A 23,562-nucleotide genomic window follows, 5' to 3' on the forward strand; every position below is an offset into this window, starting at 1 on the left:
TCTTTTTTCTGTTTCTTATTATCTATACAGTTGAGCCAAGCGAAAAACTAAGCAAAACATAGATTATTTTCGAAAAACCTATGCAAAGGTAATAAAAAGAAGATATTGGCTACGAAAAAGCCCCGATGCGTCACGCACCAGGGCTTCGAGCTCTTTTTACAATAAAAATGAAACAATCATCTTTGCTAGAAAGAGACTGCTCTTTAAACGTACTGTAGAACTGGCTTATCTATCAAGAGTCCAGTATCTATATCTTCCTTGATCTTTGCAATGCCTTGGCGAATTTTCTCCAGACTCTTGCCTTGCGGCGACTTGATGCCAGCCGCATACTGTCGCAAAAGAGAAGCGTTCATACCGATATATTTGGCAAACGCCGAGATGCTGAGCGGATAGTAGTTGAAGAATGCCCCTACATCGAAGACGAAGTGAAACTCCAAGTCTGGATATTCCTTGCCCTCCTCCTCGTAGAACTCCCTCATCTCCTTATCTGCTATAAGAAAATCCTCCATGGCAGCCTTTGCGGTCTTGCCATCACCGATGAGACCAAACGTCAGGTCATCGGTCCCAGTCATAAAGCAAGAATATAAATCCTTGCCAGACTCCACAACAACGGTAACTTTCCTTGCCATATCTTCATATTATTATAAGTTCATATCCAAAAGTGTTCTTCTCGCATACCAAGATTCTCATGGAAGAAGAACCTGGGCTAAAGCCCAAGTTCTTGATAGATAGATTTGAGAGTGCCTTGCGGCACCTCTCCAGTTCCATGCCGAGGAACGACTGCGCTCTTCCCATTGGCAGGGTTGGACCAGATGTCGTGTCGGCCTCCATGACGAAGTAGAAAGCACCCCGCTTTCTTTAACTTCCGATACAGCTCGCTGTATTTCATAATCTTAGTACGTTTAAAGAACACTTTGTCCTCATTGGACGATGCAAAGGTAACAATAAAGTTATTTACCGCCAAACATTTCGGTAACTATTTTGTTACGTTAACTGAGATTTAACATTTGTGCGAACAAACTCCTGGAATGTTAGAAACAATCAATAAGATGATAGAAGAATTATAAAAAACATCGGTCAAGCAAAGAGCAAACCAATATGGTTTTGCCTTCGCTTGACCGATTGTCATATATTCATTGTTTATTAAGAGAGTTTCTTCCTAACAAGAACTACAAGCGGCTCTTTTCTTCATTACCGGCTCCTGTGCCTTTGTACTTGCTGTTAACAGAGTTGAAACGATAGCTTATAGTTAGCTTAACAGCTTGCGAATCGCTATAGTTCCATTTATCGAGCAACATACTTGTACCATAGGTAAACATAGAGTTACGGGCTGTACGAAAGACATCCGTTGCCTGAAATTGAAAAGTCCATTGTTTAAACTTCTTTGTTATTCCCAAATTCAACTGAAAACTCGGCTTCAGGGTTGCTATCGTATTATCACCAGAAGTATGCCCTATCATATCAGCCGTCAGTATATAACCTCTTGAAATAGAGAAAGAATTAAACCAATTGGTCATCAACAACGGATTGTTCAACTTGAGCATTTGCCCATAATGAACCATTTCAAAATTCTGTCCCATCAATACCAAAGACAAGCGAGGAGACCAAATCCCTATACTTGGCGACAATGATAGAACTGCCGTATATGTATTCATGTGGGAACGATTGACATTCGTTAGAATGTTGAGCGGTTTACCTTCACCCGGCTGCAAATCTATCGTATTCACTATGAAGTCATTGATATGTTGAAAACTGAAATTTAAATATACCCATTTGTATAATCCTGCGAAGGTTATGTCATGGATAATTTCAGGCTTCAGAAGAGGATTTCCCTTTTCATAAGTGAAGACGTCATCATATTGCATATTGCTGCTCAATTCCTGATAAGACGGACGACGAGTCTTCATCGTATAATCCAACGAGAAATTGGCTTTGCCTATCGGAAATGATAAACTTGCATTCGGAAACAATTTATCATACCGACGACTTTGTCCATCAATCCAGATTCCTTTCTCATAATAATCAGAAACGGTATGTTCATACCTCAGACCTGCTTCTAAATCAATTTTTCCCAATGGAAGATAATAGGTCAAGAATCCAGCCAACTTATTTTCCCTGATATGGTCATCTGTAGAAGCTATTATCTGTTCCACATTGTTGTAAGTTTCCTTGCGGTCTGTATAGATAAACTCACCACCACCTTCTAACTTTCCTTTCCCAACAGGATAAGACAGCGCCAATTTAGAAGCAGCCATTACATTGTCCGCCTTGTTTGTGCTGTTAACATTACTTTCACCAGAAGCACTACTCTGCTCCTTAATATTCTGCACAGCCTTGTTCTGGCTAACAACCAAGTCATTATCAAAAACGACATTCCATTTTCCGAATTCTCCCCGATAATAAGCATTCACATAATGAGCAGGAGGCGTCTTGCGATCCCATTTCATATCATAGGATATGGATTCCAACTCTGTCCCATTCTTCATTACACGTTGATATGTAGGCCATGAAGCAGTACTATTTGGTAAAAAGTTTACATTATAAGTAGCACCTATGGAATGTTTCTCATTGAAGACATAATTGAAACCTATCTTTGTGGCAATTTGTGCTTTGCTTTTGGGGAATATCGGCTCAGGTGCGGAAGTCCGTGGATAGCCCAGCAGGCATGTTAACCGAAGATCATCATACGGTACATGAAGAAAGTCAAGTCTGCTACTCCTCTCACCTGCGCCCGAAATCCCTTCATCTTTGAGTTGAGAGATTCTGCAGAAGCATTGGTTGAACGATTGTTGAAGTAATTCAATACATACTCCTCCTTCTCCTTTATAGTGTCACGTACTGCGATTAGCTCTCTGATGTGGCTTCTGCCTATATTCTTGTACCACGCATGTAATGCCTTCTTGGCCTTCTTGCGGCTCTGCTTCTTCTTGAAGATGTTTCTCAATGCGCAGACCAAACCATAGCCGGTCTTGATTCGGTTATCCAGTTCGAAGAGAATCTTCATGCCTTTCTTCTGCCAGTCCGTCCAGTCATTGCCGCTCTTGAGCAGAGGGTAGCGTACATGAGTCAACAGTTCCACCTTAGTCTCACCATTGGCAAGTATCTCTGGCTGAAACTTCTCATTCTTGCGCTTTCGCGGCCTTCCAAGGGTTTTGCCGTTCTTGCTCTTCTTTGGTTTGTGGTTCTTCGCATAGTATGCCCTCGCCTTGCGTCTTGCCTGCACAAGTTTCTTGAACTTGCTTTCCTGCATATTCCTCTCCGTGACGGCAGCACGCTTGAGTTTCATGCGCATCTCCTCAAGACCTTTGCCTGCAAGCTGCATGATATGAAAGCAGTCTATGACAATCTCCGCATTGGGGAATACCTGCTTGATGATGCCCATCATGCTGTCGGAGAAATCCATCGTGACTTCCTTCACTGCAAGACGTTTCTCTTCCGGTATAGCCATGAGTCGCATTGCCACTTCTGCAATGGTAGTCCCCTTGACAGCTGCGATGAGCGTACCACGCTTACCATGGCCTTCCTTGTTGGAGAGGAATGTAAAGAGGTCATTGTGCAGCATACTCTCATCTATGCTTAGGTGCGTGCCCATATTCTGGGCGAAGAGCACCCACTCTGCGGCATGATCCTTCTGGTCCCAGTCTTCAAAGTCACTCAGGTGCTCCTTGTAGACACGGTTCAGGTACTTACCGTCAGTCTGGAAGAATCGCGCCACGCATTGGGCCGTCACTGGGTAGGTATCCAACCATTTCTTTTAAAAAAGCAGCGAACTCAATTGAGTAGCTGGTGCCGTCTGCAATAAGTGCAGGAGTATCTAACAGTTGGTTCTTCCCATCCTCCGTAAGCCATCTGCGACGGCGCACATGAAGGGCAACCTTGTGCTCACGCACAGGGAAGTCATTGAACACCCGGGGCTCAGTAAAGCCATTCGGCTTCAAATCATGCCACATATCATCGCGCAGGTCACGTTCGTCAAGATAGATATGAAGAATGCGGATTTCCGTATTCGTCTCATCGTATAGACCAGTGCACTCTTCATCGACATTGGTAACTTCAAAGGTGTCAAGCATCCCTTTTGGAAGCATGTAGCGTACGAGTATCTCGTAGTCAAATTGGGTAGTCTTCTTTGCCATGATGCAAAGGTACTACTTTTTATTGGAAAACATGTACCGTGCGATGATAATCTTTTGGTTTACATGTCTGCTGGGCTATCCACGGACTTCCGCACCTGAGCCGGAATATCCCGATGTCGCTATGCATTTGCCACATTTCTCCATCTTTAATGACAGTCTTTTTATCTATCTGATGCTGATACCTTTGCGTCAAATCATAATAAAGACTTCCGAATATATCCAATCCTCCTCTACGCCAGTTTAAATTACCGCCCTCAGACAAAGATGTAGAATGTCCCTGCCGGGCCATAGAAGTAAACCCACCGCTCAGTCCATCACCTTGTTTCTTATTCGTTCTGATCACAATGACAGCCTTTACCGTAGCATCATATTTTGCTCCAGGATTGTTGTTGAGAGTTACGGAGGCGATGTCTTTGGAACTTATTCTATCCAGTTCCCCCTCATCCGTCAACTTCCTTCCATTCACATATACCAATGCTTCACCCTTGCCATAAACACGGTATTTTCCATCACTGCCATAAACACTCGGCACTTGCGCCATAACATCGTTGGCAGTACCAGCTTCGCTCAAAGGTGTTCCTTTCACCTGAGTAACAAGTCCTTCATTCGTCATCTCAAAGGTTTTACGATGTCCTTTTACAACCACCTTCTGCAGGTTCATTGTTGCCTCTTTCAGAGTTATTGTCCCTATCTTACCTATATTAAAGGTATTGCTTGTCGTAATATAGCCCACACAACTTACTCTTACTATCGCCTTTTTGGCTCCACAGGGAATCACGAACTGGCCGTTCTCATTCGTCACGCCGCCATTTATCAATGAAGAGTCACGAACATTCAGCAGGGCTACATTGGCGAAATCTATAGGGCGATGATGCGTATCTACAATACGGCCTATCATCTTGGTGGGAGTCTTCTGCGTACACTCCACCATGATATTATCCTCCACCTGCGTCATCCTGATGGGATAGAATCCTATCAGTTGCATGATGGCATCGGGAACACTCTGGTTTCTGATGCTCTTGGTCACCCTGAAATCCTCCAGTTCATCATACACGAAGTTGATGGTGTACTTATGCTGGTGGGCGTTCAAATCCTTCAACGCCGCAGAGAACGACACATTATTATATTGTCGGGTGATGCGCTGGGCATAAGACTGCTGAACCCCAAACAGCAGGAAGAGAAGAAGAAGCTCTCTGACAGGCTTGCCGCTAACGGGCATTGGTTTCCAAAAATCTCTCATAAATATATCCTCCTATCTTATTTCACCATCAATGTTCCGTCAATATACTCTATCTGTATGCGGTCGAAAGCATTCAAAATCTCCAGGTTCTGCTCCAAAGTCTTCGTCTTGTTCCAGTTGAAGAAGAGACGTATGTGCTGGGCACCGGCATCCACATACTCCACCTTGACATGATAGAAACCGGATAACTGAGCCAGGATGGTTCCCAATTCAGCATCATCAAACACCACCGGCTTCATACCAAGCGAATCCTTGTTCTCTGCTGTTGCAGCACGAAGACTGTCATTCGTCAGCGCCTGGGTTGTTGCCAGCTGTTCTGTCGCAGCCTTGTTATCCGCTGTCTGATCAGAAGCCGGGAACCCCAACCAGCCATTGTGAATCGCAGCCAAGGCTACCCCCGAAAGGAAGATGATGCCAACGATGGATGCAGCAATCTTCATCCGGTTGCGATAAACGTTCTTGGATTTGCCGGCATCCATCGCCATCTTATCCTCGTGATGTGCCTGAACAAATTCCTTCCAAGCCCCATCCACATCCACCTCCTTCGGATTGGCTTTCTTGCCAGCCATTCTCGCCATCGCCAGTTCATGGAAGAACTCCTTCACTTCCTCATCGGCAAGCAGGTGCTCCACCTGCTCGTCGGTATATTTCTCGGGATGCTCCTGCATGCCAAAGAGCATCATCCGCTTTTCTTCTTTACTCATGTTTGTCATTGTCTTGCTCATTTAAATTGTTCCTTAATCCAGTCCATCGCCTTCGAGAGATGGTTGAATACCGTCACCTTGCTCACTCCCACTTCATCAGCCACCTCCTGATAAGATTTCTCCTGAAGATAGCGCAGACGGAAAATAAGTTGCCGGATAGGCGGTTCCAGGTCTTCGATGAGAAGCAGCAGCCGGTCGAGCCGTTCATCGGTCTCTTCTGAGAGAATCACGTCGGAATCATCCAGCAGCAGCTTCGCCACCCTTTCCTTCACGCTCTTATGAGCTATCAGGTTGAGACAGCGGTTGCGTACGCTCCGCATCAAGTAACCATCCTCACTCCCAGGCACCAGAACCACATCATCGGCAAGAATCTGGGCGAATACTTCACTCACCACATCCTTGCTCTCGTCATCATCCGAAAGAATGCATCTGGCCAGATTGTACATCTTCACATAATGCTGACGGAATAACTGTTCTATGTCCTTTTTTCTGTTCATATACTATCTATACAGTTGAGCCAAGCGAAAAACTAAGCAAAACATCAACTTTTTTGTTTTTTCCTTTAAATCCGAACCGAAATCACCAAGAATCTCCCCAGTTTGGAATGCAAAAGTACACAATCTATCGGAGATAGAAGACAAATGGTAAGGATAAATCGATTTTCAGTTGATTTATTTGTTCATTCCAACATTTTTTAGTACTTTTGCCCACCAAATTACAAACAAGTAAATAAGATTGGTATAAAAATAGGTATTACCAAGATAAAATAAAGAATAGATTAGATAAAGGAGAATAAGATTATGTCAACGATTATTTATCCATCACCGATATTCGGTCCGGTAAACTCCCGCCGTCTGGGAGTTTCACTGGGCATCAACCTCATGCCATCTGATGGCAAGGTCTGTTCATTCGACTGCGTTTATTGCGAATGCGGATTCAACGCCGACTTCCGTCCTAAGAAGAAGCGCCCTACCCGCGAGGAGGTAAGAGAAGGATTGGAGAAGGTTTTGAAAGAGCACCACGACAACAACCAGCCTCTGGACGACATCACCTTCGCCGGAAACGGTGAACCTACGGGACACCCAGACTTCAAGGGAATCGTGGAAGATACGATGGAACTCTGCAAGAAATATTTCCCTGAAGCACAAGTATCCGTACTCAGCAACGCCACCTATATATATAAGGAGGAAGTGAGAGAGGCGCTGATGCTCGTGGATAACAACATCCTGAAACTGGATACCGTGGATATGGATTACATCAAGAAGCTAGACCGCCCTCAGCAGCCTAACTACGACGTGAAGGATGTGATCAAATATCTGAAGATGTTCAAGGGGCACGTCATCATCCAGACCATGTTCCTGAGAGGTGACGGTTTGGACAATACCAGCGAACATTTCGTAGCTCCTTGGCTGGAGGCAGTGAAAGACATCCAGCCTCAGCAGGTAATGGTTTATACCATCGCCCGCGAAACACCAGACAAGTTGCTGGAAAAGGCACCAAAGGAAGTACTCGATGCCATCAAGGACCGTGTAGAGGCACTGGGCATCAAGTGTACAGCCAGCTACTAAGAGATAATCAGGATAAGAAAGAAAAGCAAGTAGAAAAAAGAAAGAATGAAAGCGAAAAGTAATATCCTTATTATCAGCGATATGTGTGGCTACGGAAAGGTATCTGCCGCAGTTCAGATGCCTATCCTCTCTTATATGGGACTCGACGTGTTCAATCTACCCACCATGCTCATCAGTAACACGTTCCCATACGGCAAGTACGCCATTCTGGAATGCACTTCGTATATCGAGGAAGCCTTGCAGAAGTGGAACGAACTGGGCATTCACTTCGATGCCATCACCACGGGTTTCATGGCTTCGGAGCGTCAGGCTAAGCTTGTGGCACGTTATTGCAGAGAACAGGCTGCACTGGGCACCGACATCTATGTGGATCCCGTGATGGGCGATTACGGCAAGCTCTATGGTGGAGCCAGTGAGAGTACCGTGAGATGCATGAAGGAGATGCTGAGCGTATCGCATCTCTGTTTTCCCAACTATACCGAGGCTTGCCTGCTGACGGATTCGGAATACAAGGAAGAGGGAATCTCGGAGAAGGAAGCCTATGAACTGATAGATAAACTGAGAGCCATCGGTTCCCACTCCGTGCTCATCACCTCGTGCATCGTAGAGGGGCAGCATGCCGTAGTAGGTTTCAATCATCTTACAGAAGAGTATTTCCTCCTGCCCTACGAAGAAATCCCTGTTCAGTTCCCGGGCACCGGCGACATCTTCTCCAGCATCATCGTGGGCAGACTGAAGGACGGCGATTATCTTCGCCATGCCACCCGCATCGCCATGGATACCCTGCGCAACTGGATAGACATCAACAAGGATGACAAGGACAAGAACCGCGGAATTCCTATAGAAAGACATCTGGGGGACTTGTAGATTGTCATTTAGCAAACACAGAAGCAAGGGAATACCAATTAAATTATAATGGAAAAGAAAGAAACAAATACACTCAGTATATTTCAGCGCCCGGTATGGGTAAGCCTGTTCGCCCTTACGGCTGCTATCTCGTGGGGATGGGCTTACCCATTGATAAAAATGGGAATGGAGGAATATCAGATTACAGCAGACATGACCGGAAGCAAGATGCTTTTTGCAGGCATCCGCTTCTTCATCTCCGGCATCATCATCCTTGCCATCGCCAGAAGCTCGCATCGTAAATTCGGATTCAAGAAGAAAGCTGTTCAAGAGAATGTCTGGTTCCTTCTCCTCTATGCACTCCTCAACACCACCCTTCATTATGCTTTCTTCTATTTCGGACTCTCACATAATGCAGGAGCACGTTCGGCGATACTCAATTCTATGAGCGTCTTCACGGTGGTTATCTTTGCCTGCATCTTCTTCAAGAGCGACAGGATGACGTGGCGAAAGGCTTTAGGCTGCATCATCGGATTCCTGGGCATCCTTGCCTTGAACCTTGGTGGAAAGGAAAGCGGAAGTTTCACATTCCTGGGCGATGGCATGATTATCCTCAATGCCCTGTGTGGAGCCAGTGCTTCCCTGCTGACCCGAGGATTGAGCAAGAGAGTGGATGTTTTCGTAGGAACCGGTTATTCGCTGAGCATCGGTGGAGCCTTGCTGGTGATTCCTGCATTGTTAATGGGTGGTTATCTGCCAGTCATCAGCCTCTGGGGCATCACGATTCTGCTGCTGCTCATCGCCATCTCAACCATCAGTTTCGCTCTCTACAACAAATTATTGAGCTGCAATCCCGTAGGAAAGGTAGCGATATACAATTCGCTCATCCCCGTAGTAGGAGCCATCACCTCCTGCCTCTGTCTTGGCGAAACCTTCTACTGGAAGTATCTGATAGCAGGCGCATTGGCTACTGCCGGAATTTATATCATCAATAAAGGGAAGAAATAAACATTTAAGAAACTAAAATGTCATACTTATTATTTGGCAGTTTCCCTTCTTCTTCATACCTTTGCAGCTAAAATACAAAAGAAGCAAAGATATGAAGAAGATTTTTTTGATAGCAGTTGTCTTGCTGATGATGATAAACTTCATCATCAACTATCACCATGAGGTTACGAAAGAGAAGCATACACCGATGGCGGATTTCAAAACCAAGGTAGAGATGGCGCCCATGAAGGAATACAATGATCCGGACTTCGGCTACGTTATCAAATATCCTTGCTTCTTCCAGCAGGAGGATACTTCGGTATCGGGATACCAGGGCTATGCCCGCTTCTCATTCACCAATCATGCCAACATCATCCTGGAGAGTTACGTTACCCCCAACTATAGCAACACCCTTCAGGCTTGTGCCGATTCTCTTGCCCAGAAGCTTCATTCGGAGCGGACGATGCAGGCATCGGATAAGGCATTCATCCTCTCCGGTCCTGTCTATGAAAACGGAGTAAGAGTAGATGGCTACAGTCATTATGATAAATTCATCAAGAGTGGCAGAATACTCTTCGTTTATTCCCTCACCTATCCCGACAGCTACAAGCCAGCCATGCCCCGACTGTTCAAACTCATAGACGACTGGAAGGTTTTAGGGGCATATTAATCTGCCTTGAAGATATCCTCACGAGCCTCTTGGGATTGTATAAAAACAGTTTTCAAAGAAGATAAAAGCGCTTGATTATTTGCACAATAGTTCGTTAATAATTCAATAATGTGCTAAGCAGCTATACGCTGTAAGCACGAGAGATCTTTGAAAATCTTGCTAATTAAAGTTCGGTTCGGGGTGTACCCACTTGCTTTAAAAATTCGTTTCACCAGATAAATGTTGGTCATCAGTGACTTGAATGAAGACATAGAATATTCCATTCCCATCTCCTTCATAGTTACCTTGGCAACATTAGTGATGTGAACGAAGCATTGAAAGCAAAATTCGATCTTGAACCTGGTTCTATAATAAAGAAGTACCTCTTCACCCGAAAGTGAGGTGTCTGTAGAGAAGAATAGTTTCTTCTTGCCATTCGGCATCTGCCAGATGACAAGTCTAACTTTACACCTGAGTGCCTTGGAATAGGCTATCAAAGTATAAGCTGTTCCTTCTATATCTTTCATCTCCATCTTCTCCATTCGAGTGAGGTCAAGATTCTTCATATCAATCTTGCCATCCTTGGTCTTGGGGCGACCACGTTTTCCAGTACGTGGACCAGCATAGACATAAAAGAGACAAGCATTGTCACGAAAGCGGCTTATCAAAGAGAACCCTTCTTTCTTTATCCCATTAACGTAACCATACTTTCAGAAATTGAATCTTCCAAGATTAAAATTTTCTTAATATTTTTTGTCATTTCAAATAAAAGCCGTAACTTTGCGATGTGCTTATAAGAAAAGGCAAAGAATTGTCATTCTTCATATATGGTACAAACAAAAAGTCTAACCCATTAAATTTAGAAAACCATGCTAAACAAGAAAGTAGAAGAGGCGCTCAACGCCCAGATTAATGCAGAGATGTGGTCAGCTTACCTATATTTGTCTATGGCGGCATATTGCCATGCCAACGGCAACCCAGGTATGGGTAACTGGTTCCAGGTTCAGTTTCAGGAGGAGCAAGACCATGCCAAGATTATCTTCAATTACATCATCCAGCGTGGCGGTCACGTGGAATTGAAGGCTATAGATGCCGTTCCTACCACATGGGAGAATCCATTGGATGTCTTCGAGTCAACCTTGGCACACGAGCAGAAGGTTACCTCCCTCATCAACAACCTCTTCGCTCTCACTACCCAGGAGAATGACTATGCCACACAGAGCATGCTCAAGTGGTTTGTAGATGAGCAGGTGGAGGAAGAGGAGAACGCCCAGAACATCATCGACAACCTTCGCATGATCAAGGACAACGGCTATGGTCTATACATGCTCGACAAGGAGCTTGGCGCAAGAGGCTATACCCAGGCAGCGCCATTGGCCAACAAGGCGTAAAATGACTGAACTTTCGCATATGGGGAAGTTAAGAGAAGTTAGGGAAGTTAGAAGGAAGTTAAGGGACAAATGTCCTACGTTTTACGCTAGAAGACTATTGTCCCTTAACTTCCCGAACGACCGTAGGGAGTGATAACTTCTTTAACTTCAATCAATTCCCTCACTTGCGAAACTTGAATAAAATGAGTATATAAATTTGCGGTGAAATAGTGAATGATTGCGTATGAAGAAGAACCCAATTATAGAAGCGATGCACAACAAATTGTATGAGATAGACCCTCATGCAAAGGCTATCCTTTTCGGTTCTCGCGCCAGAGGTACAGAACACGAAGGAAGCGATTGGGACATTCTTATTCTTCTCGACAAGCCAAAGGTCACTCTGCAAGATTACGACAAGTATTCCTATCCACTAAGAGAATTAGGATGGGATATTGATGAAACTATGAATCCTATACTTTTCTCCCAAAAAGAATGGGAGGAGAACCATTATACTTTATTTAATCATAATGTAACAAGGGAAGGAATTACCATATGATAAAGGGAATGCGAAGCCTTGCCGACCAGGTTCTGAAGGTGATAAAGAAATAAAATAGGGAACGCAGTGCGTTCCCTATCTGTTTATCACTTGTAACCTATAGGATGGTAATCCAGATACTTTCGTCTCGGTCGCGCGCCGCAGTCATGGCGTTGATGAGCCGCTGCAGCCAGATGCGGGAGTTCACCACCATGCCCTCGAACTTGTTCTCTCCAACAAGGATGCAGCCTTGTGTGTCGTCAGGATAATTGCCTGCATGGATGCGGATGCCCTCGAAATTCGGCACACCCACCAGCAATGGCAGCCAACGCTTGAATCTTGGAGAATACGATATGACCACAGGATAAGTACCCTCAGGAATGGCAGTATGGCCAGGTACCTTACGAGCCTTCACGCCGCTCTTGCGGCTATAGCGGGCATCCACTTTCTCTGGCTTTAGCTTGATACCCAACAGATTGCGCCATGTAGGCTCCATGGTTTCACAGAGATATGTATCCTTGGACAACAGCTGGCTGTCAAAGGTATGAACCAATGTACACTTGTCGTCCTTCTTCTTGCCGGGTAGCGAGTTACGCTTTACACTACTATCGGACAGCAGATAGAGTCTGCCGATGGTATAAGTTCCTTTTTTAGCTATACGCTTTAATACTATTTCCATTTGCTTGAATGTTAAGTGTTAAACTATTTTGCGTTAAAACATCTCAGGTCGAGTCCGTCAGAACGGAATAATAGCTTCTTAAAACTGAATAACTGAATACTGAACACCTTTCCGCCCTGCTTTCCGTCAGCTCCGTCGGCATTTACTCCCTTCGGAGGAATTTTCTCGATATAATGACGGTTCACCCAGTTTCTCAGCATCGTCGCCGTACCCTTCTTTCCGAAGTCGTTCTGCAGACGCACCATTTCTGCCTGCGCATAAGTGAAGGTGTCAGGCAATTGCTGCAGCAGGTTGGCAGGTCCTCGCTTGCTCGATTTCTCTCCTACCTCATTAGCCTTGGCTATGCTGGCGCCAAAGAAAATCATCTTGCACCACAGGTCGTAGCTCTCGCTCCATCTGATGAACTCTTCTATTTCGGGTTCCCATTTGCAGCCGTTTGCCACGTATAGCACACAAGCCTTGAGAAAGGCAATTACGTTGCCACGGAAGGAGAGATTCTCGAACACCCTGTTTTGCGACATGCGCGAAAAGTCGGCGTTCTCATCCTTCAACTTTTCTGCCAGGGCAGAAGCCTCAGCGCAGTCTATCCTACCCGACGCCTTGCACAGATTCTCTATGTACGGTCTGAGCGCCTCTCTGAAGGCTTCGTCGTATTCGCCGTATACTGGCATTTCGGCACCGATTTCCCGCTCCGGGATAGTACAGAAGTTGATGCGGCTGATAGGTCCGTCGGTGAGCACCTTTGAGAAATATCGCTGCCCCAGTTGGACGGTGGTCGATGCATTCCAGTTGAACCGGATGGTGATGCGCTCGGTGACGCTCGATGTACCCACGCGAGTCTGACCGTATTGGTTGCCCGGATCAAAGGCAAGGCACATAATCTTGAACTGCTGGTTGCCCTGCCCCTTGAGGGCGTCGAACTGGTCTATCTCATTGAGCGATGTATAGAGAAAATGTTCCTGAGCCTCAGCCGTGCGCATGACGAATGCCGGATTGGTCATATCGGCGTCTATCTCCTGTATGATGAGGTTTTCCGGGCGCTTGCGCTTATCCTTGTTGGCGCCCTTGCGTGTCACCTCCTCTTTCCATTCCTTCTCCCGTTGCAGGTTCTCACGGTCGCGCTGCCTGATGTCCTCCATAATCATGTTGATAGGCATCTGCACACAGTTCTTGCCTGCGCCCGTACCCGCCAGCAGACAGCACATCAGGGTAGCCTCATGCTCCACATTGTCGATGTACTTGAAGGTGGTCTTGCAGAGGTGTGTAGCAAGTGGCGGGAAGATGGCGTGTGCCACGGCTGGCTTGTATACGTCCGGTGTCTTCGATAGCAGCAGCTCCACGAGTTTCGGGAGATGTTCGGGCATCGGAGGCGGTACTAATCTATCATCTTCCGCATTGATATCCGTGCCGCCCTCGGAACTCTCGGCTTTTAACGCCACGGCATCCTTTTGGGAGGACTTCTCTGCCTGGGCATTGATGCGGATCACGGCTTGCGACATCGGCTTCGAACTGTCACCATATTTCGCATAGAAGTCGTGGATCAGCTGCTGGCAGTCACGTTCCTGCGAAAAGGCAGGCATCTTCTGTGCCACCACCGCCTTCAGTTCCTCTTCGGGCATCACTCTCGATGCGCCTGCGCTCATAATCGCCAGGAGCGATGAGTGGCGGGAGCCTGGGGTGTTGATGTCTACGTCCTTCAGACCTGCCGCATTGCGGAAGAGGTCGAAGGCTGCTAGGTTCTTGCCGGTTGCCACAGCGCCAGCATCCTGATGAGTTCCAGCAGGGCTGAGATGAGCAGCATGAGCAGCATTGCTATCACTAGGTTGGGCAGGCTGAATAGCAGAAACAGCCACACCTCTTCCGTCGATGGTGAGCCCACGGTCCAGGTAGGCTTGTCTGCGCTTCTTCAGTTCTTCCTGTGGCAGCACCTCGTACCAATGGGGCGAGCGATAGATTTCAGACGCCTTGTCGGTGATGAAGAGCATGCGTTCTGGCGTGATACAGCTCTCGTCGTAGGGCACGCCCAGCGCCTCGCAATAGGCTCGCTGCGTCTCCTCGATAGTCATGCCGATGGGCATGCGGATGTCGATGTGCAACTTCTTGCGGGCTGAGTACTCCAGGTGCAGCAAGGCTCCGTTCCAGATGGTGTCGCTGCAGTTCAGCTCTCGTGCCTTCTCTATCGCCTTGTCCACATATTCCTTGTCGTCCACATCGATGGTGGTCTGGAAGAGGAAGCTTTCGGGCACGGCGTTCTTCTGCGAGCGTCTGTTGTCTCGGAACTGGTAGTAGTGAGCGCAGCGGAAAGGCAGCTGCTTCTTCAGTTCATCGTTACCCCCACGGATGGCAGCTACCAGGTCTGCCATCCAGGGATAAGCGATGGTCTTGTCGTAGACCGAGAGTGGCTGGGAGCTTACGCTCCCCTTATTGCCATTCTTGTACGGATTATATGCTATAATATGTTCCATTTTTTGAATGTTGAATGATTTCGCAAGTTCAGAAGTTAAAGAAGTTAAAGAAGTTATCACTCCCTACGGTCGTTCGGGAAGTGAAGAGACAATAGTTATTTTGCATAAAACGTAGGACATTTGTCCCTTAACTTCCCTCTAACTTCCCTAACTTCCCTTAACTTCCCCACATGCGAAAGTTCTGTAATTTATAATTTCTCCTTGAATCCGGCAATCAGTTCCTTGTGCTCTACCTTGAGGTAGCGCAGCATGTCCCGCTTGTCCAGGTCACGGCTGAAGGTATAGTTTACCTGCACCGTGCGCTTGGTGGTGCGCACCACGGCATGCTTGGTCTTGAAGATTTCCTCGAAAAGCTTCTCGCCCGTACGTTCATAAGGCTTGAAGTCGAACTCATCTCCTCCCTTCTCGCCAGAGCATACCATTCTGCCCGGTATCACCTTAGGCTGTTCGCAGATAACCTCGGTATCGTTCCATGGCGCCTTGCGGAAGGCGATGGTACCGTTTTCCTCACTGATGATGGCTCCGTCCACCTTCTGGGCGTTGAGGAGCTGCTTCTTTGCTGCTTGTTTCATAATTGTAATCACTTGTTTAAAAGATGAATAATGTTAGTTGATTCGCGTATCGTTGATATACAGGCCGTCGGCAGCATATCGGATGTCCATCGGCTTTTTCAGAGGGTCATAACAGACTCTTTTCATCATGACACATTCATGACACCAACATCTGTCCTCGTCCTCCATCACAGGCTGGATAAAATCCTTGACCCACTTGTAAAACAACTTACGCTCAGGATCTTTCGAACTGCCTATCGTCATATCTCTCACCACCTGAGAGTCTACGAATGTCATACTTCTCCAAGCCAATCTACTATTTCGATTTACCTTGTCAGCATTGCCAAAAAATTCACCGAAAAACAAACGAGGTTTAAAATCCTTCGGAACCTTTTTGGTTTCCGCTTCCACGTATATTTCTACCACTTTTCCCTCCGTGTCGGCTAATACTGGGAACAATTTATCTCTGCCGATATCTGTGATGGCAACCAGGTCCTCAATGCAAAAGAACAGTCCTTCGTCGTTTTTTACCACTCTCAATCCGCCAAACTGCGGATGATAAAACACATAAGCGTTTCCTTCCATATTTATATATAATGTTTATGAGTTGGACTGCGAGATATTCGCCAAATTTCAGTTTCAGGAACGGTACCGGATTCCTATAAACAAAAAACGCCCGCAACCAGACTTTACTTGCCTGATTACGGGTGCAAAGATAGGGCAAAAACACCTTTGGGAAAAATAGGAAAAATAGGATTAATTATTAATCCCACAAAAAAATCATCTCTGGGCAAAGAAATCAGCCACTTTATCATCCATTTCTTGATTCTGAATGTCCTCACAATGATTGAAGACATTGTTGAACGATTTTATCGTAACTTCTTTTCGTATATTACAATCATCGGTAAGAAATCGATAAATGGCATTGGCACTAACGATATGCTGCGGTGCCAGGATGCCCTTTCTTCTCCAATATCTGATAAACGCAAATATTGCGATATTCATTGGTGAAGACTTGCTCGCACTGGTACGCAATGAATCCAGGCCATTTAGGGTGAGAAATTCTATAAATAAAGAGGCTTGCTCGGCGGTGGTCTCTTCATCTTTTAAAGAAGATGCTTCATCTGTCACAAAAAGGTACTCTCTTTTTCGGCCGACTCTGGTACCATTCTTTAATGGTTTTCTATTCCTTTGCTCCAGGTATTCATAATAGCCATCCAGAGTGGCGATATAAGCATCAAGCCTAGGAAGTTCAGCTTCAACCAAATGATTGTCTATTCTGTTAAAGGTCTCCAAGTATCGACGTAATACGAGCGCATCATGAAAATCTCTTTCCTGCATGGCAACATCTACCAGTAAGTGTGCGTGTATGCTCATATCCATAGGAGGGAACGCCTCAAATTGTAAGTATACTCAATAAACTTGCTGTTGCCATTCAATTGAATGACCACGCAAAAAAGGCCGAATCGCCCATACTTCAGTATCAAGCGCAAGAGCTTGATTATAAATCTCCCCATAATTCGAAATTTATATTAGTTAGAAATTAAGTTCTTTGTCGCTCGTTCCTTAGTAGAGGACGTTAGAATTTGTTTGCGCTAACAATTTTGCTGGTACAAGCAAATGCCAGGAGAACTATAAGGGAATACACCCTTAGGGGACAGTTGGTCTCCGATTTCATCATATTTTACTTTCTTTTTTTGGTATTTATTTATAGATTAGAACTAGCCTCAAAATGAGTTCGCTAACACATAGTGAGGCGGAAAAACTCACTTATATATTACTTCATAAAAGCCAGCAAGTCCTTTCCCTTATGCATAAGGTTGAGAACCACTACGGCTTGCATTCCGTAAATTTTCTTATATCTTTCTTTCATCTCATACAGCATGGTAAGCTTGGATTCCCTTTCCCTTACATATTTCTTATAGTTCTCCACCGCCTCTATTTCTTGGTAAAGATAATAGCCGATGATGTAGCAGAATTGCCTGATGGTCTCAAAGGATTTTGAGGTATCTTGCTGTCTTAGTTCTCTAATGGTATCGTAAGAAGGTCCAAACTCCAATTTTATGATTGTGGGGGTTGTGATTTCCTCCACTAGTATGTGGTCAAGGAGTGCTCCCACTTCCTTGACAACCTTGCCTCTCATATAGCCGTCGGCATATGAATTCATGTAACTACGTCCTTTTCCCATAATTTCTTTTTTTAAATTTCGGTGTGAAATTACAAAGAAAGAGCGAAATAAAAGGGTGTACTACGATTCCTTAATCCGTAATATGAGTACTATTATTTTTCTGATTTTTAGTTTTTTGACAAAAAAAGAGGGAAAAGTGAGCATTTTTGCAGCATCACTTCTCCCTGATACTTTTATGGAATTTGCATGATAGGTGCAGCACTCTGCACAGCTGATTTTACTTGATTATTAACTATAACAGAGTTCACTTTAAAAAGTATTTTTGGGGTTCTTTATCCTACAAAACGCCATTTGATTATCAGATGATTACATTTGAAGAAATTATCAAAAATGACTTTTTAAAGAGAGAGGACGTGCGCATTTTATCATCTCACTTCCTCTCTTCTACTCACAAAGTTAAATTTTAACGTATATCATACCTTGGCCTTACTTCGAAAACATTATTCACCTGCACAATTTTTCGGTGTTCTGAAGCAACGGATTCTTCAGCTATTGTATCACACAACCCTATAAAATTACTATAACATATTTCCTTATTCATTTTTACAACATCCGTTACAATAGAGTCCTCATCAATATCTAAATAAGAAACTTGTCTTTTGCATCCTTTCTCCTTAAGTATTTTACGAATATTGTCCAAAGCACCTTTTTTGTTTATAATAACAACTTCAGTATCAGAATCATGATCCGTCTCGAAGAATTCCTTAAAATAATCATAATCTATACCAACTAAACTTAGCCCAAATATAACGATTCGTTTTGACTGATTAAGAGTATCTGTAAAACTCTTTTTTGCATCATAACCAAGCTGATATGATTTACGAAGGAAGTATAAAGCTTTAGGCATTCTCTCATCATCATTGGTTCCAAATACAAGGCCAGGATGGAGATTTGACCTATTCCAAAAGTCTAACGAATTATGTAAAAAAACGAACATACCTGCTAAGTCATCAGCCTTTATTCCGATAGGAGGAGAACACGGACTCTTTACATTTTTATCGATAAAAAATTGCAAATAGAAGCTAAAGTTAGATGGGTCATCCAAATAATTAAAGGAAATAATTTTATTATCCTAAAATCCGCAAGCAATCTCAATGGCAATCTCAATTGCAGTAAAGAGCTTGAACACTATGCATCATGATAGTATGAGCGTGAATTTTGTCCGATTTGTGCATACCTTCCCCTTACCCCACAATGCGACTTGAGGCAATACGCAGATTAAAACCATAAGGAACGGACTTTATCCGAATCCAGTTTTGAAGGGTTTTGCATAAGCTCGGTTCTCTGTGTAGATATTCAGCACGTATTGCCTTGCAGTCATGATCCACTTGGCAGGTACGGAGATGAATCTGAAGACAAAAGCCTTTATGCGACTCGTTTTCTTGAGCCCAAAAGCCTTGGTGTCAAGCCTGCTCATGATGGTCTTGTAGAAATTGTGTATCAATGCAGTAAGCAGAAGAAAGACAGTATTCTCCGCCATGAATGACTTGGGGAGCCTGCTCCAACCGAATCCGTTGTTCATGTCGTCAAAGATACGTTCCTTGCCGCCACGCAGATTGTAGAATTCAACAATGTCCCTTGTCGATGACTTGTAATCGTTGGTCAGAATACAACGGTAAGTGTATTCGCCTTCCCACAGGTCAAGGTCGCCACTGTTGCGTCTTTGTCTCTGGATGACAAGACGATAGCACTTGCCTTCCCATTTCTCAACGAGAATGGAATTGAGTTCGAACTGGATGCCGTTAATCTCCTCCGTCTTCCATCCTCTCAGAGCAAAGATGTCATTGTAGAGCGAACTGCATCGGTTGGCACGGATGTAGAAATGTTTGCAATGCTTCTCTATCTCACTGACGATTTCCTTCGAGCAGGAACCGCAGTCTGCCCTGAAGCGATTTACACGGATGTTCTGGGATTCCAGAAGAGCGAAGAATCTCTTATGGGTGTCTGCCTGATGAAAACGCACATTCGTGTTGCCATCGCTGTTCTCGATATAGACTATCTTGTCACCGATAACATATACGCCAGGCCTGTAGCCGAGGAACTTTTTGTAGGTCGGTTTTGCATCATACTTCTCCGTTTCAAGAAACTGATGGTCAAAGTCAACATCGTATTCCTCAATTTCCTTCAACTCGCCTGTAGAAACCAAAGCGTTTATAAGCAATGTGTTGAGTTTGTCTGCAGTATTGAAATCATAGGTCTTGCCTTGGTCGGAAGTATAGGAGATGTTTTCCTGTGTCAGTTCCTTGATGGCTCTGAGGATGGTATCAGAGCTGCATGTACGAAGGGTAGGATGATACGAGAGATGGCGCATCAGTTGTGACGTTACGTCTTCCACGCATGAGCCGCCACAGAAATAAACGCTCATCAGCGAACGGACTATCTCGCTGAACTGATATCCGATGATACTGCGGCATCTCTGACCCAGTGTTGAGTCGATAACGGGTGAAAGCATGGAGTCAAATTTCTCCATGATTGAAAAAATTCCTCCAAAAGGTGTGAGTTTTTCGAATTTTATTTGTACCTTTGCAGCGCCTTGTTACGATTTTCGCTTGTTTTCTAATTGCAACACTAAGATAAGTGAAAAATCTGACACGGCAAAATCCTAGGCAACTTATTGTTGCTCAGGAACTTATAAATAAAGTTAAATTATAGTGTTGCGGAATTAAGGTTTATCACAATGTTTAAGATAATAGATAGAAACAACTGGAAAAGGAATCCTTATTTTGACCATTATTTTGATAAGATTCCATGTACATACAGTATAACGGTCAATATTGATATTTCAAGAGTTATCAGATTTAAGACAGAACAGAATACTAAACTCTATCCTCTTCTTGTTTATGCCTTATCAAAAGCGGTAAATTGTTATGATGAGTTCAGAACAGACATAAACGAGAATGGGGAAGTAGGAGTATGGGAGACACTACACCCATGTTACACTGTTTTCCATAAAGAGAGTGAAACCTTTTCCAATATATGGACGGAATGGGATAAAGATCTGAATACCTTTTTATCCAATTATAACCGGGATATAGAACTCTACGGGAATAATACCGCTATAGATGCCAAACCTCAAGCTCCTAAGAATGTTTTTCCAATATCCTCATTGCCTTGGACTACGTTCACAGGATTTAATCTTAATATAAAGCCCGATACCGGATACTTATTGCCGATTTTTACGTTCGGAAAATATTTCAAGCAAGAAGATAAATTCTATATTCCGTTATCCATACAAGTACATCATGCGGTATGTGACGGATTTCATGTATCAAGGCTTGTCAATACAATACAAAAAATATGTACGGAAATATAAATACGAAGCCTCCGGCGGGGTAACTTGCCGGGGGCTTCGTGCATCTGCATATTTTGTGCAGGGTTAAATTGTTGCGTATTTGTCAAGCTCTTTGATTCGTTTTACTATAAGATCAAAACGTTTTTTAGTCAATGGGGTAAGCGTTTCGGGGTTCATACCGTCAAAGTCCTCTCCGTAAATCAGACTATCCACACCTATACCGTGATTATAATTCTCACGAATACAGTTGCGCAGCGTCCAGAGGTTCTGAAGGTTTACCCAGTCGGCTGTGCGGTTCTTGATTCTTCGGAACAGTATAATGGCAGAACGCATATAGTGTCCTACATGGTCGTAATCGTGTAAGACACGTTCACCTAAATAATAGATGTCAATGTCTTTGTTTTCTTCGTCCTCGACCACTTGGCAAAGGAAGAAAGGGATATTCTTCAGATTATTCCACTCGATGTAACTGGCAGATTTCATAATATCATTGATTTTGTCCTAAAATCCGCAACTATCATCCAATACACGATTAAGGGTAGATTTATGAGTCGTTAGTAGCAGCTTTCAGTAAAAAGCAACAGCACAACATCAATATGTAGCCACCATCCCCTTACCCCACGATGCGACTTGAGGTAATACGCAGATTCAAACCGGAAAGAAAGGATTCTTATCCGAATTCTGTTTTGAAGGGTTTTGCATAAGCTCGGTTCTCTGTGTAGATATTCAGCACGTATTGCCTTGCAGTCATGATCCACTTGGCAGGTACGGAGATGAATCTGAAGACAAAAGCCTTTATGCGACTCGTTTTCTTGAGCCCAAAAGCCTTGGTGTCAAGCCTGCTCATGATGGTCTTGTAGAAATTGTGTATCAATGCAGTAAGCAGAAGAAAGACAGTATTCTCCGCCATGAATGACTTGGGGAGCCTGCTCCAACCGAATCCGTTGTTCATGTCGTCAAAGATACGTTCCTTGCCGCCACGCAGATTGTAGAATTCAACAATGTCCCTTGTCGATGACTTGTAATCGTTGGTCAGAATACAACGGTAAGTGTATTCGCCTTCCCACAGGTCAAGGTCGCCACTGTTGCGTCTTTGTCTCTGGATGACAAGACGATAGCACTTGCCTTCCCATTTCTCAACGAGAATGGAATTGAGTTCGAACTGGATGCCGTTAATCTCCTCCGTCTTCCATCCTCTCAGAGCAAAGATGTCATTGTAGAGCGAACTGCATCGGTTGGCACGGATGTAGAAATGTTTGCAATGCTTCTCTATCTCACTGACGATTTCCTTCGAGCAGGAACCGCAGTCTGCCCTGAAGCGATTTACACGGATGTTCTGGGATTCCAGAAGAGCGAAGAATCTCTTATGGGTGTCTGCCTGATGAAAACGCACATTCGTGTTACCATCGCTGTTCTCGATATAGACTATCTTGTCACCGATAACATATACGCCAGGCCTGTAGCCGAGGAACTTTTTGTAGGTCGGTTTTGCATCATACTTCTCCGTTTCAAGGAACTGATGGTCAAAGTCAACATCGTATTCCTCAATTTCCTTCAACTCGCCTGTAGAAACCAAAGCGTTTATAAGCAATGTGTTGAGTTTGTCTGCAGTATTGAAATCATAGGTCTTGCCTTGGTCGGAAGTATAGGAGATGTTTTCCTGTGTCAGTTCCTTGATGGCTCTGAGGATGGTATCAGAGCTGCATGTACGAAGGGTAGGATGATACGAGAGATGGCGCATCAGTTGTGACGTTACATCTTCCACGCATGAGCCGCCACAGAAATAAACGCTCATCAGCGAACGGACTATCTCGCTGAACTGATATCCGAAGATACTGCTGCATCTCTGACCAAGTGTCTGGTCGATAATAGGTGAAAGCATGGAGTCAAATTTCTCCATGATTGAAAAAATTCCTCCAAAAGGTGTGAGTTTTTCGAATTTTATTTGTACCTTTGCAGCGCCTTGTTACGATTTTCGCTTGTTTTCTAATTGCAACACTAAGATAAGTGAAAATTCTGACATGGCAAAATCCTGGGCAACTTTTTGTTGCTCAGGAACTTATAAATAAAGTTAAATTATAGTGTTGCGGAATTAAGGGTTAATGATATAACACAACTATATGACAATAGACACAACCAACATGTGCTCACACCTTCAGAAAAAGCTGTTTGAACCAGAAGGTGTGTATTATCCGATATGGCAAGCTATGCAGGATGATGAGACCTTGACGGCAGTGGTACGAAGCAGACAGTTGCACATCTACAGAGGCGGGAAGAAGATTCTCGTTCTGGCAGGCAAGGCACAACCGAAAGTAATACGAGAAGATAAGTTGAATGAATTGATAACACAATAAA

General features: G+C 44.4%; 27 protein-coding genes. 8 read left to right on the top strand and 19 right to left on the bottom strand.

Annotated features, from left to right (window positions below; genetic code table 11):
- Nucleotides 1-203 precede the first annotated feature (203 nt).
- The 8 genes from NQ544_RS05885 to NQ544_RS05920 all read right to left on the bottom strand — a co-directional run bounded on the left by NQ544_RS05885 (nt 204) and on the right by NQ544_RS05920 (nt 6,574).
- Complete coding sequence (locus NQ544_RS05885; RefSeq protein WP_006849315.1) at nt 204-629, bottom strand: hypothetical protein; 426 nt, start codon at nt 627-629, stop codon at nt 204-206.
- 77 nt (nt 630-706) lie between these two features.
- The gene (locus tag NQ544_RS05890; protein ID WP_040553868.1) at nt 707-889 is read right to left on the bottom strand and encodes a type II toxin-antitoxin system HicA family toxin; all 183 of its coding nucleotides are present in this window, start codon (nt 887-889) and stop codon (nt 707-709) included.
- Between the two features lie 280 nt (nt 890-1,169).
- Complete coding sequence (locus NQ544_RS05895) at nt 1,170-2,762, bottom strand: TonB-dependent receptor domain-containing protein (protein WP_082231276.1); 1,593 nt, start codon at nt 2,760-2,762, stop codon at nt 1,170-1,172.
- Nucleotides 2,669-3,715 (bottom strand): transposase, encoded by a 1,047-nt coding sequence (locus NQ544_RS05900; protein ID WP_006848974.1) that lies wholly within the window; start codon nt 3,713-3,715, stop codon nt 2,669-2,671. Before NQ544_RS05900 ends, NQ544_RS05895 begins: the two co-directional genes overlap by 94 nt.
- A complete protein-coding gene (locus NQ544_RS05905; RefSeq protein ID WP_006848975.1) occupies nt 3,693-4,133 on the bottom strand; it encodes an ISAon1 family transposase N-terminal region protein in 441 nt (146 codons plus the stop codon). Before NQ544_RS05905 ends, NQ544_RS05900 begins: the two co-directional genes overlap by 23 nt.
- Before the next feature lie 19 nt (nt 4,134-4,152).
- On the bottom strand, nt 4,153-5,373 hold the full coding sequence (locus NQ544_RS05910; protein ID WP_006849320.1) for a carboxypeptidase-like regulatory domain-containing protein: 1,221 nt from the start codon (nt 5,371-5,373) through the stop codon (nt 4,153-4,155).
- A 17-nt stretch (nt 5,374-5,390) separates the two neighbouring features.
- Nucleotides 5,391-6,077 (bottom strand): DUF4974 domain-containing protein, encoded by a 687-nt coding sequence (locus NQ544_RS05915; RefSeq protein WP_228023576.1) that lies wholly within the window; start codon nt 6,075-6,077, stop codon nt 5,391-5,393.
- 17 nt (nt 6,078-6,094) lie between these two features.
- A complete protein-coding gene (locus NQ544_RS05920; RefSeq protein WP_006849322.1) occupies nt 6,095-6,574 on the bottom strand; it encodes a sigma-70 family RNA polymerase sigma factor in 480 nt (159 codons plus the stop codon).
- Nucleotides 6,575-6,877: 303 nt separating this feature from the next.
- Between NQ544_RS05920 and NQ544_RS05925 the strand changes: the two genes are divergently transcribed.
- The 4 genes from NQ544_RS05925 to NQ544_RS05940 all read left to right on the top strand — a co-directional run bounded on the left by NQ544_RS05925 (nt 6,878) and on the right by NQ544_RS05940 (nt 10,148).
- A complete protein-coding gene (locus NQ544_RS05925) occupies nt 6,878-7,645 on the top strand; it encodes a radical SAM protein (protein ID WP_040553825.1) in 768 nt (255 codons plus the stop codon).
- A 45-nt stretch (nt 7,646-7,690) separates the two neighbouring features.
- A complete protein-coding gene (locus NQ544_RS05930; RefSeq protein WP_006849324.1) occupies nt 7,691-8,512 on the top strand; it encodes a bifunctional hydroxymethylpyrimidine kinase/phosphomethylpyrimidine kinase in 822 nt (273 codons plus the stop codon).
- A gap of 48 nt (nt 8,513-8,560) precedes the next feature.
- Nucleotides 8,561-9,499, top strand: coding sequence for a DMT family transporter (locus NQ544_RS05935; protein WP_006849325.1), 939 nt, complete (start codon nt 8,561-8,563; stop codon nt 9,497-9,499).
- 91 nt (nt 9,500-9,590) lie between these two features.
- Entirely contained in the window at nt 9,591-10,148 is a 558-nt protein-coding gene (locus NQ544_RS05940; protein WP_006849326.1) for a hypothetical protein, read from the top strand.
- A 113-nt stretch (nt 10,149-10,261) separates the two neighbouring features.
- Here the strand turns inward: NQ544_RS05940 and NQ544_RS05945 are convergent, their stop codons facing one another.
- Nucleotides 10,262-10,795, bottom strand: coding sequence for a hypothetical protein (locus NQ544_RS05945; RefSeq protein ID WP_006849327.1), 534 nt, complete (start codon nt 10,793-10,795; stop codon nt 10,262-10,264).
- A 201-nt stretch (nt 10,796-10,996) separates the two neighbouring features.
- On the opposite strand from NQ544_RS05945, the gene NQ544_RS05950 reads away from it, so the two are divergent.
- A complete protein-coding gene (locus NQ544_RS05950) occupies nt 10,997-11,518 on the top strand; it encodes a ferritin (RefSeq protein ID WP_006849328.1) in 522 nt (173 codons plus the stop codon).
- Between the two features lie 223 nt (nt 11,519-11,741).
- On the top strand, nt 11,742-12,053 hold the full coding sequence (locus NQ544_RS05955) for a nucleotidyltransferase domain-containing protein (protein WP_006849329.1): 312 nt from the start codon (nt 11,742-11,744) through the stop codon (nt 12,051-12,053).
- A 97-nt stretch (nt 12,054-12,150) separates the two neighbouring features.
- Here NQ544_RS05955 and NQ544_RS05960 read toward each other — a convergent pair whose 3' ends face one another.
- The 8 genes from NQ544_RS05960 to NQ544_RS05995 all read right to left on the bottom strand — a co-directional run bounded on the left by NQ544_RS05960 (nt 12,151) and on the right by NQ544_RS05995 (nt 20,385).
- Nucleotides 12,151-12,711 (bottom strand): DUF5675 family protein, encoded by a 561-nt coding sequence (locus NQ544_RS05960; RefSeq protein WP_006849330.1) that lies wholly within the window; start codon nt 12,709-12,711, stop codon nt 12,151-12,153.
- Nucleotides 12,712-12,734: 23 nt separating this feature from the next.
- Nucleotides 12,735-15,176: a hypothetical protein gene (locus NQ544_RS05965; protein ID WP_006849331.1), complete on the bottom strand. Its 2,442-nt coding sequence runs from the start codon at nt 15,174-15,176 to the stop codon at nt 12,735-12,737.
- A 188-nt stretch (nt 15,177-15,364) separates the two neighbouring features.
- Nucleotides 15,365-15,748 (bottom strand): hypothetical protein, encoded by a 384-nt coding sequence (locus tag NQ544_RS05970; protein WP_006849332.1) that lies wholly within the window; start codon nt 15,746-15,748, stop codon nt 15,365-15,367.
- Between the two features lie 33 nt (nt 15,749-15,781).
- On the bottom strand, nt 15,782-16,312 hold the full coding sequence (locus NQ544_RS05975; protein WP_006849333.1) for a hypothetical protein: 531 nt from the start codon (nt 16,310-16,312) through the stop codon (nt 15,782-15,784).
- 195 nt (nt 16,313-16,507) lie between these two features.
- Nucleotides 16,508-17,104 carry a hypothetical protein gene (locus NQ544_RS05980; protein WP_153134077.1) on the bottom strand — a complete coding sequence of 199 codons (597 nt, stop codon included), beginning with the start codon at nt 17,102-17,104 and terminating at the stop codon, nt 16,508-16,510.
- Nucleotides 17,105-17,504: 400 nt separating this feature from the next.
- A complete protein-coding gene (locus tag NQ544_RS05985; protein ID WP_006849335.1) occupies nt 17,505-17,915 on the bottom strand; it encodes a hypothetical protein in 411 nt (136 codons plus the stop codon).
- 403 nt (nt 17,916-18,318) lie between these two features.
- Entirely contained in the window at nt 18,319-18,960 is a 642-nt protein-coding gene (locus NQ544_RS05990) for a hypothetical protein (protein ID WP_153134076.1), read from the bottom strand.
- A 195-nt stretch (nt 18,961-19,155) separates the two neighbouring features.
- Nucleotides 19,156-20,385, bottom strand: a complete 1,230-nt coding sequence (locus NQ544_RS05995; protein WP_260113671.1) for an IS1380-like element IS612 family transposase — start codon at nt 20,383-20,385, stop codon at nt 19,156-19,158.
- A gap of 207 nt (nt 20,386-20,592) precedes the next feature.
- Between NQ544_RS05995 and catA the strand changes: the two genes are divergently transcribed.
- The gene (gene catA / locus NQ544_RS06000; RefSeq protein ID WP_006846395.1) at nt 20,593-21,228 is read left to right on the top strand and encodes a type A chloramphenicol O-acetyltransferase; all 636 of its coding nucleotides are present in this window, start codon (nt 20,593-20,595) and stop codon (nt 21,226-21,228) included.
- A 63-nt stretch (nt 21,229-21,291) separates the two neighbouring features.
- On the opposite strand, the gene NQ544_RS06005 is transcribed toward catA, so the two are convergent.
- Both NQ544_RS06005 and NQ544_RS06010 read right to left on the bottom strand, forming a co-directional pair.
- Nucleotides 21,292-21,690: a hypothetical protein gene (locus NQ544_RS06005; protein ID WP_006846396.1), complete on the bottom strand. Its 399-nt coding sequence runs from the start codon at nt 21,688-21,690 to the stop codon at nt 21,292-21,294.
- 187 nt (nt 21,691-21,877) lie between these two features.
- Nucleotides 21,878-23,107, bottom strand: coding sequence for an IS1380-like element IS612 family transposase (locus NQ544_RS06010; protein ID WP_260113672.1), 1,230 nt, complete (start codon nt 23,105-23,107; stop codon nt 21,878-21,880).
- 220 nt (nt 23,108-23,327) lie between these two features.
- Between NQ544_RS06010 and NQ544_RS06015 the strand changes: the two genes are divergently transcribed.
- Nucleotides 23,328-23,561, top strand: a complete 234-nt coding sequence (locus NQ544_RS06015; RefSeq protein WP_006849339.1) for a hypothetical protein — start codon at nt 23,328-23,330, stop codon at nt 23,559-23,561.
- The last annotated feature ends 1 nt before the right edge of the window (nt 23,562 follow it).

The organism is Segatella copri DSM 18205, from assembly GCF_025151535.1.
In the GTDB taxonomy this organism is placed as follows: domain Bacteria; phylum Bacteroidota; class Bacteroidia; order Bacteroidales; family Bacteroidaceae; genus Prevotella; species Prevotella copri.

Bases quoted from the DNA above. Each gene is read 5' to 3' on its own strand.
- NQ544_RS05975 (WP_006849333.1), bottom strand. From the start codon at position 16,312: ATGGAAGGAAACGCTTATGTGTTTTATCATCCGCAGTTTGGCGGATTG.
- NQ544_RS05995 (WP_260113671.1), bottom strand. From the start codon at position 20,385: ATGGAGAAATTTGACTCCATGCTTTCACCCGTTATCGACTCAACACTG.
- NQ544_RS05940 (WP_006849326.1), top strand. From the start codon at position 9,591: ATGAAGAAGATTTTTTTGATAGCAGTTGTCTTGCTGATGATGATAAAC.
- NQ544_RS05950 (WP_006849328.1), top strand. From the start codon at position 10,997: ATGCTAAACAAGAAAGTAGAAGAGGCGCTCAACGCCCAGATTAATGCA.
- NQ544_RS06015 (WP_006849339.1), top strand. From the start codon at position 23,328: ATGACAATAGACACAACCAACATGTGCTCACACCTTCAGAAAAAGCTG.
- NQ544_RS05925 (WP_040553825.1), top strand. From the start codon at position 6,878: ATGTCAACGATTATTTATCCATCACCGATATTCGGTCCGGTAAACTCC.
- NQ544_RS05980 (WP_153134077.1), bottom strand. From the start codon at position 17,104: ATGAGCATACACGCACACTTACTGGTAGATGTTGCCATGCAGGAAAGA.
- NQ544_RS05920 (WP_006849322.1), bottom strand. From the start codon at position 6,574: ATGAACAGAAAAAAGGACATAGAACAGTTATTCCGTCAGCATTATGTG.
- NQ544_RS05930 (WP_006849324.1), top strand. From the start codon at position 7,691: ATGAAAGCGAAAAGTAATATCCTTATTATCAGCGATATGTGTGGCTAC.
- NQ544_RS05955 (WP_006849329.1), top strand. From the start codon at position 11,742: ATGAAGAAGAACCCAATTATAGAAGCGATGCACAACAAATTGTATGAG.
- catA (WP_006846395.1), top strand. From the start codon at position 20,593: ATGTTTAAGATAATAGATAGAAACAACTGGAAAAGGAATCCTTATTTT.
- NQ544_RS06010 (WP_260113672.1), bottom strand. From the start codon at position 23,107: ATGGAGAAATTTGACTCCATGCTTTCACCTATTATCGACCAGACACTT.
- NQ544_RS05970 (WP_006849332.1), bottom strand. From the start codon at position 15,748: ATGAAACAAGCAGCAAAGAAGCAGCTCCTCAACGCCCAGAAGGTGGAC.
- NQ544_RS05915 (WP_228023576.1), bottom strand. From the start codon at position 6,077: ATGAGTAAAGAAGAAAAGCGGATGATGCTCTTTGGCATGCAGGAGCAT.
- NQ544_RS05985 (WP_006849335.1), bottom strand. From the start codon at position 17,915: ATGGGAAAAGGACGTAGTTACATGAATTCATATGCCGACGGCTATATG.
- NQ544_RS06005 (WP_006846396.1), bottom strand. From the start codon at position 21,690: ATGAAATCTGCCAGTTACATCGAGTGGAATAATCTGAAGAATATCCCT.
- NQ544_RS05885 (WP_006849315.1), bottom strand. From the start codon at position 629: ATGGCAAGGAAAGTTACCGTTGTTGTGGAGTCTGGCAAGGATTTATAT.
- NQ544_RS05935 (WP_006849325.1), top strand. From the start codon at position 8,561: ATGGAAAAGAAAGAAACAAATACACTCAGTATATTTCAGCGCCCGGTA.
- NQ544_RS05905 (WP_006848975.1), bottom strand. From the start codon at position 4,133: ATGGCAAAGAAGACTACCCAATTTGACTACGAGATACTCGTACGCTAC.
- NQ544_RS05890 (WP_040553868.1), bottom strand. From the start codon at position 889: ATGAAATACAGCGAGCTGTATCGGAAGTTAAAGAAAGCGGGGTGCTTT.
- NQ544_RS05960 (WP_006849330.1), bottom strand. From the start codon at position 12,711: ATGGAAATAGTATTAAAGCGTATAGCTAAAAAAGGAACTTATACCATC.
- NQ544_RS05910 (WP_006849320.1), bottom strand. From the start codon at position 5,373: ATGAGAGATTTTTGGAAACCAATGCCCGTTAGCGGCAAGCCTGTCAGA.
- NQ544_RS05965 (WP_006849331.1), bottom strand. From the start codon at position 15,176: ATGGAACATATTATAGCATATAATCCGTACAAGAATGGCAATAAGGGG.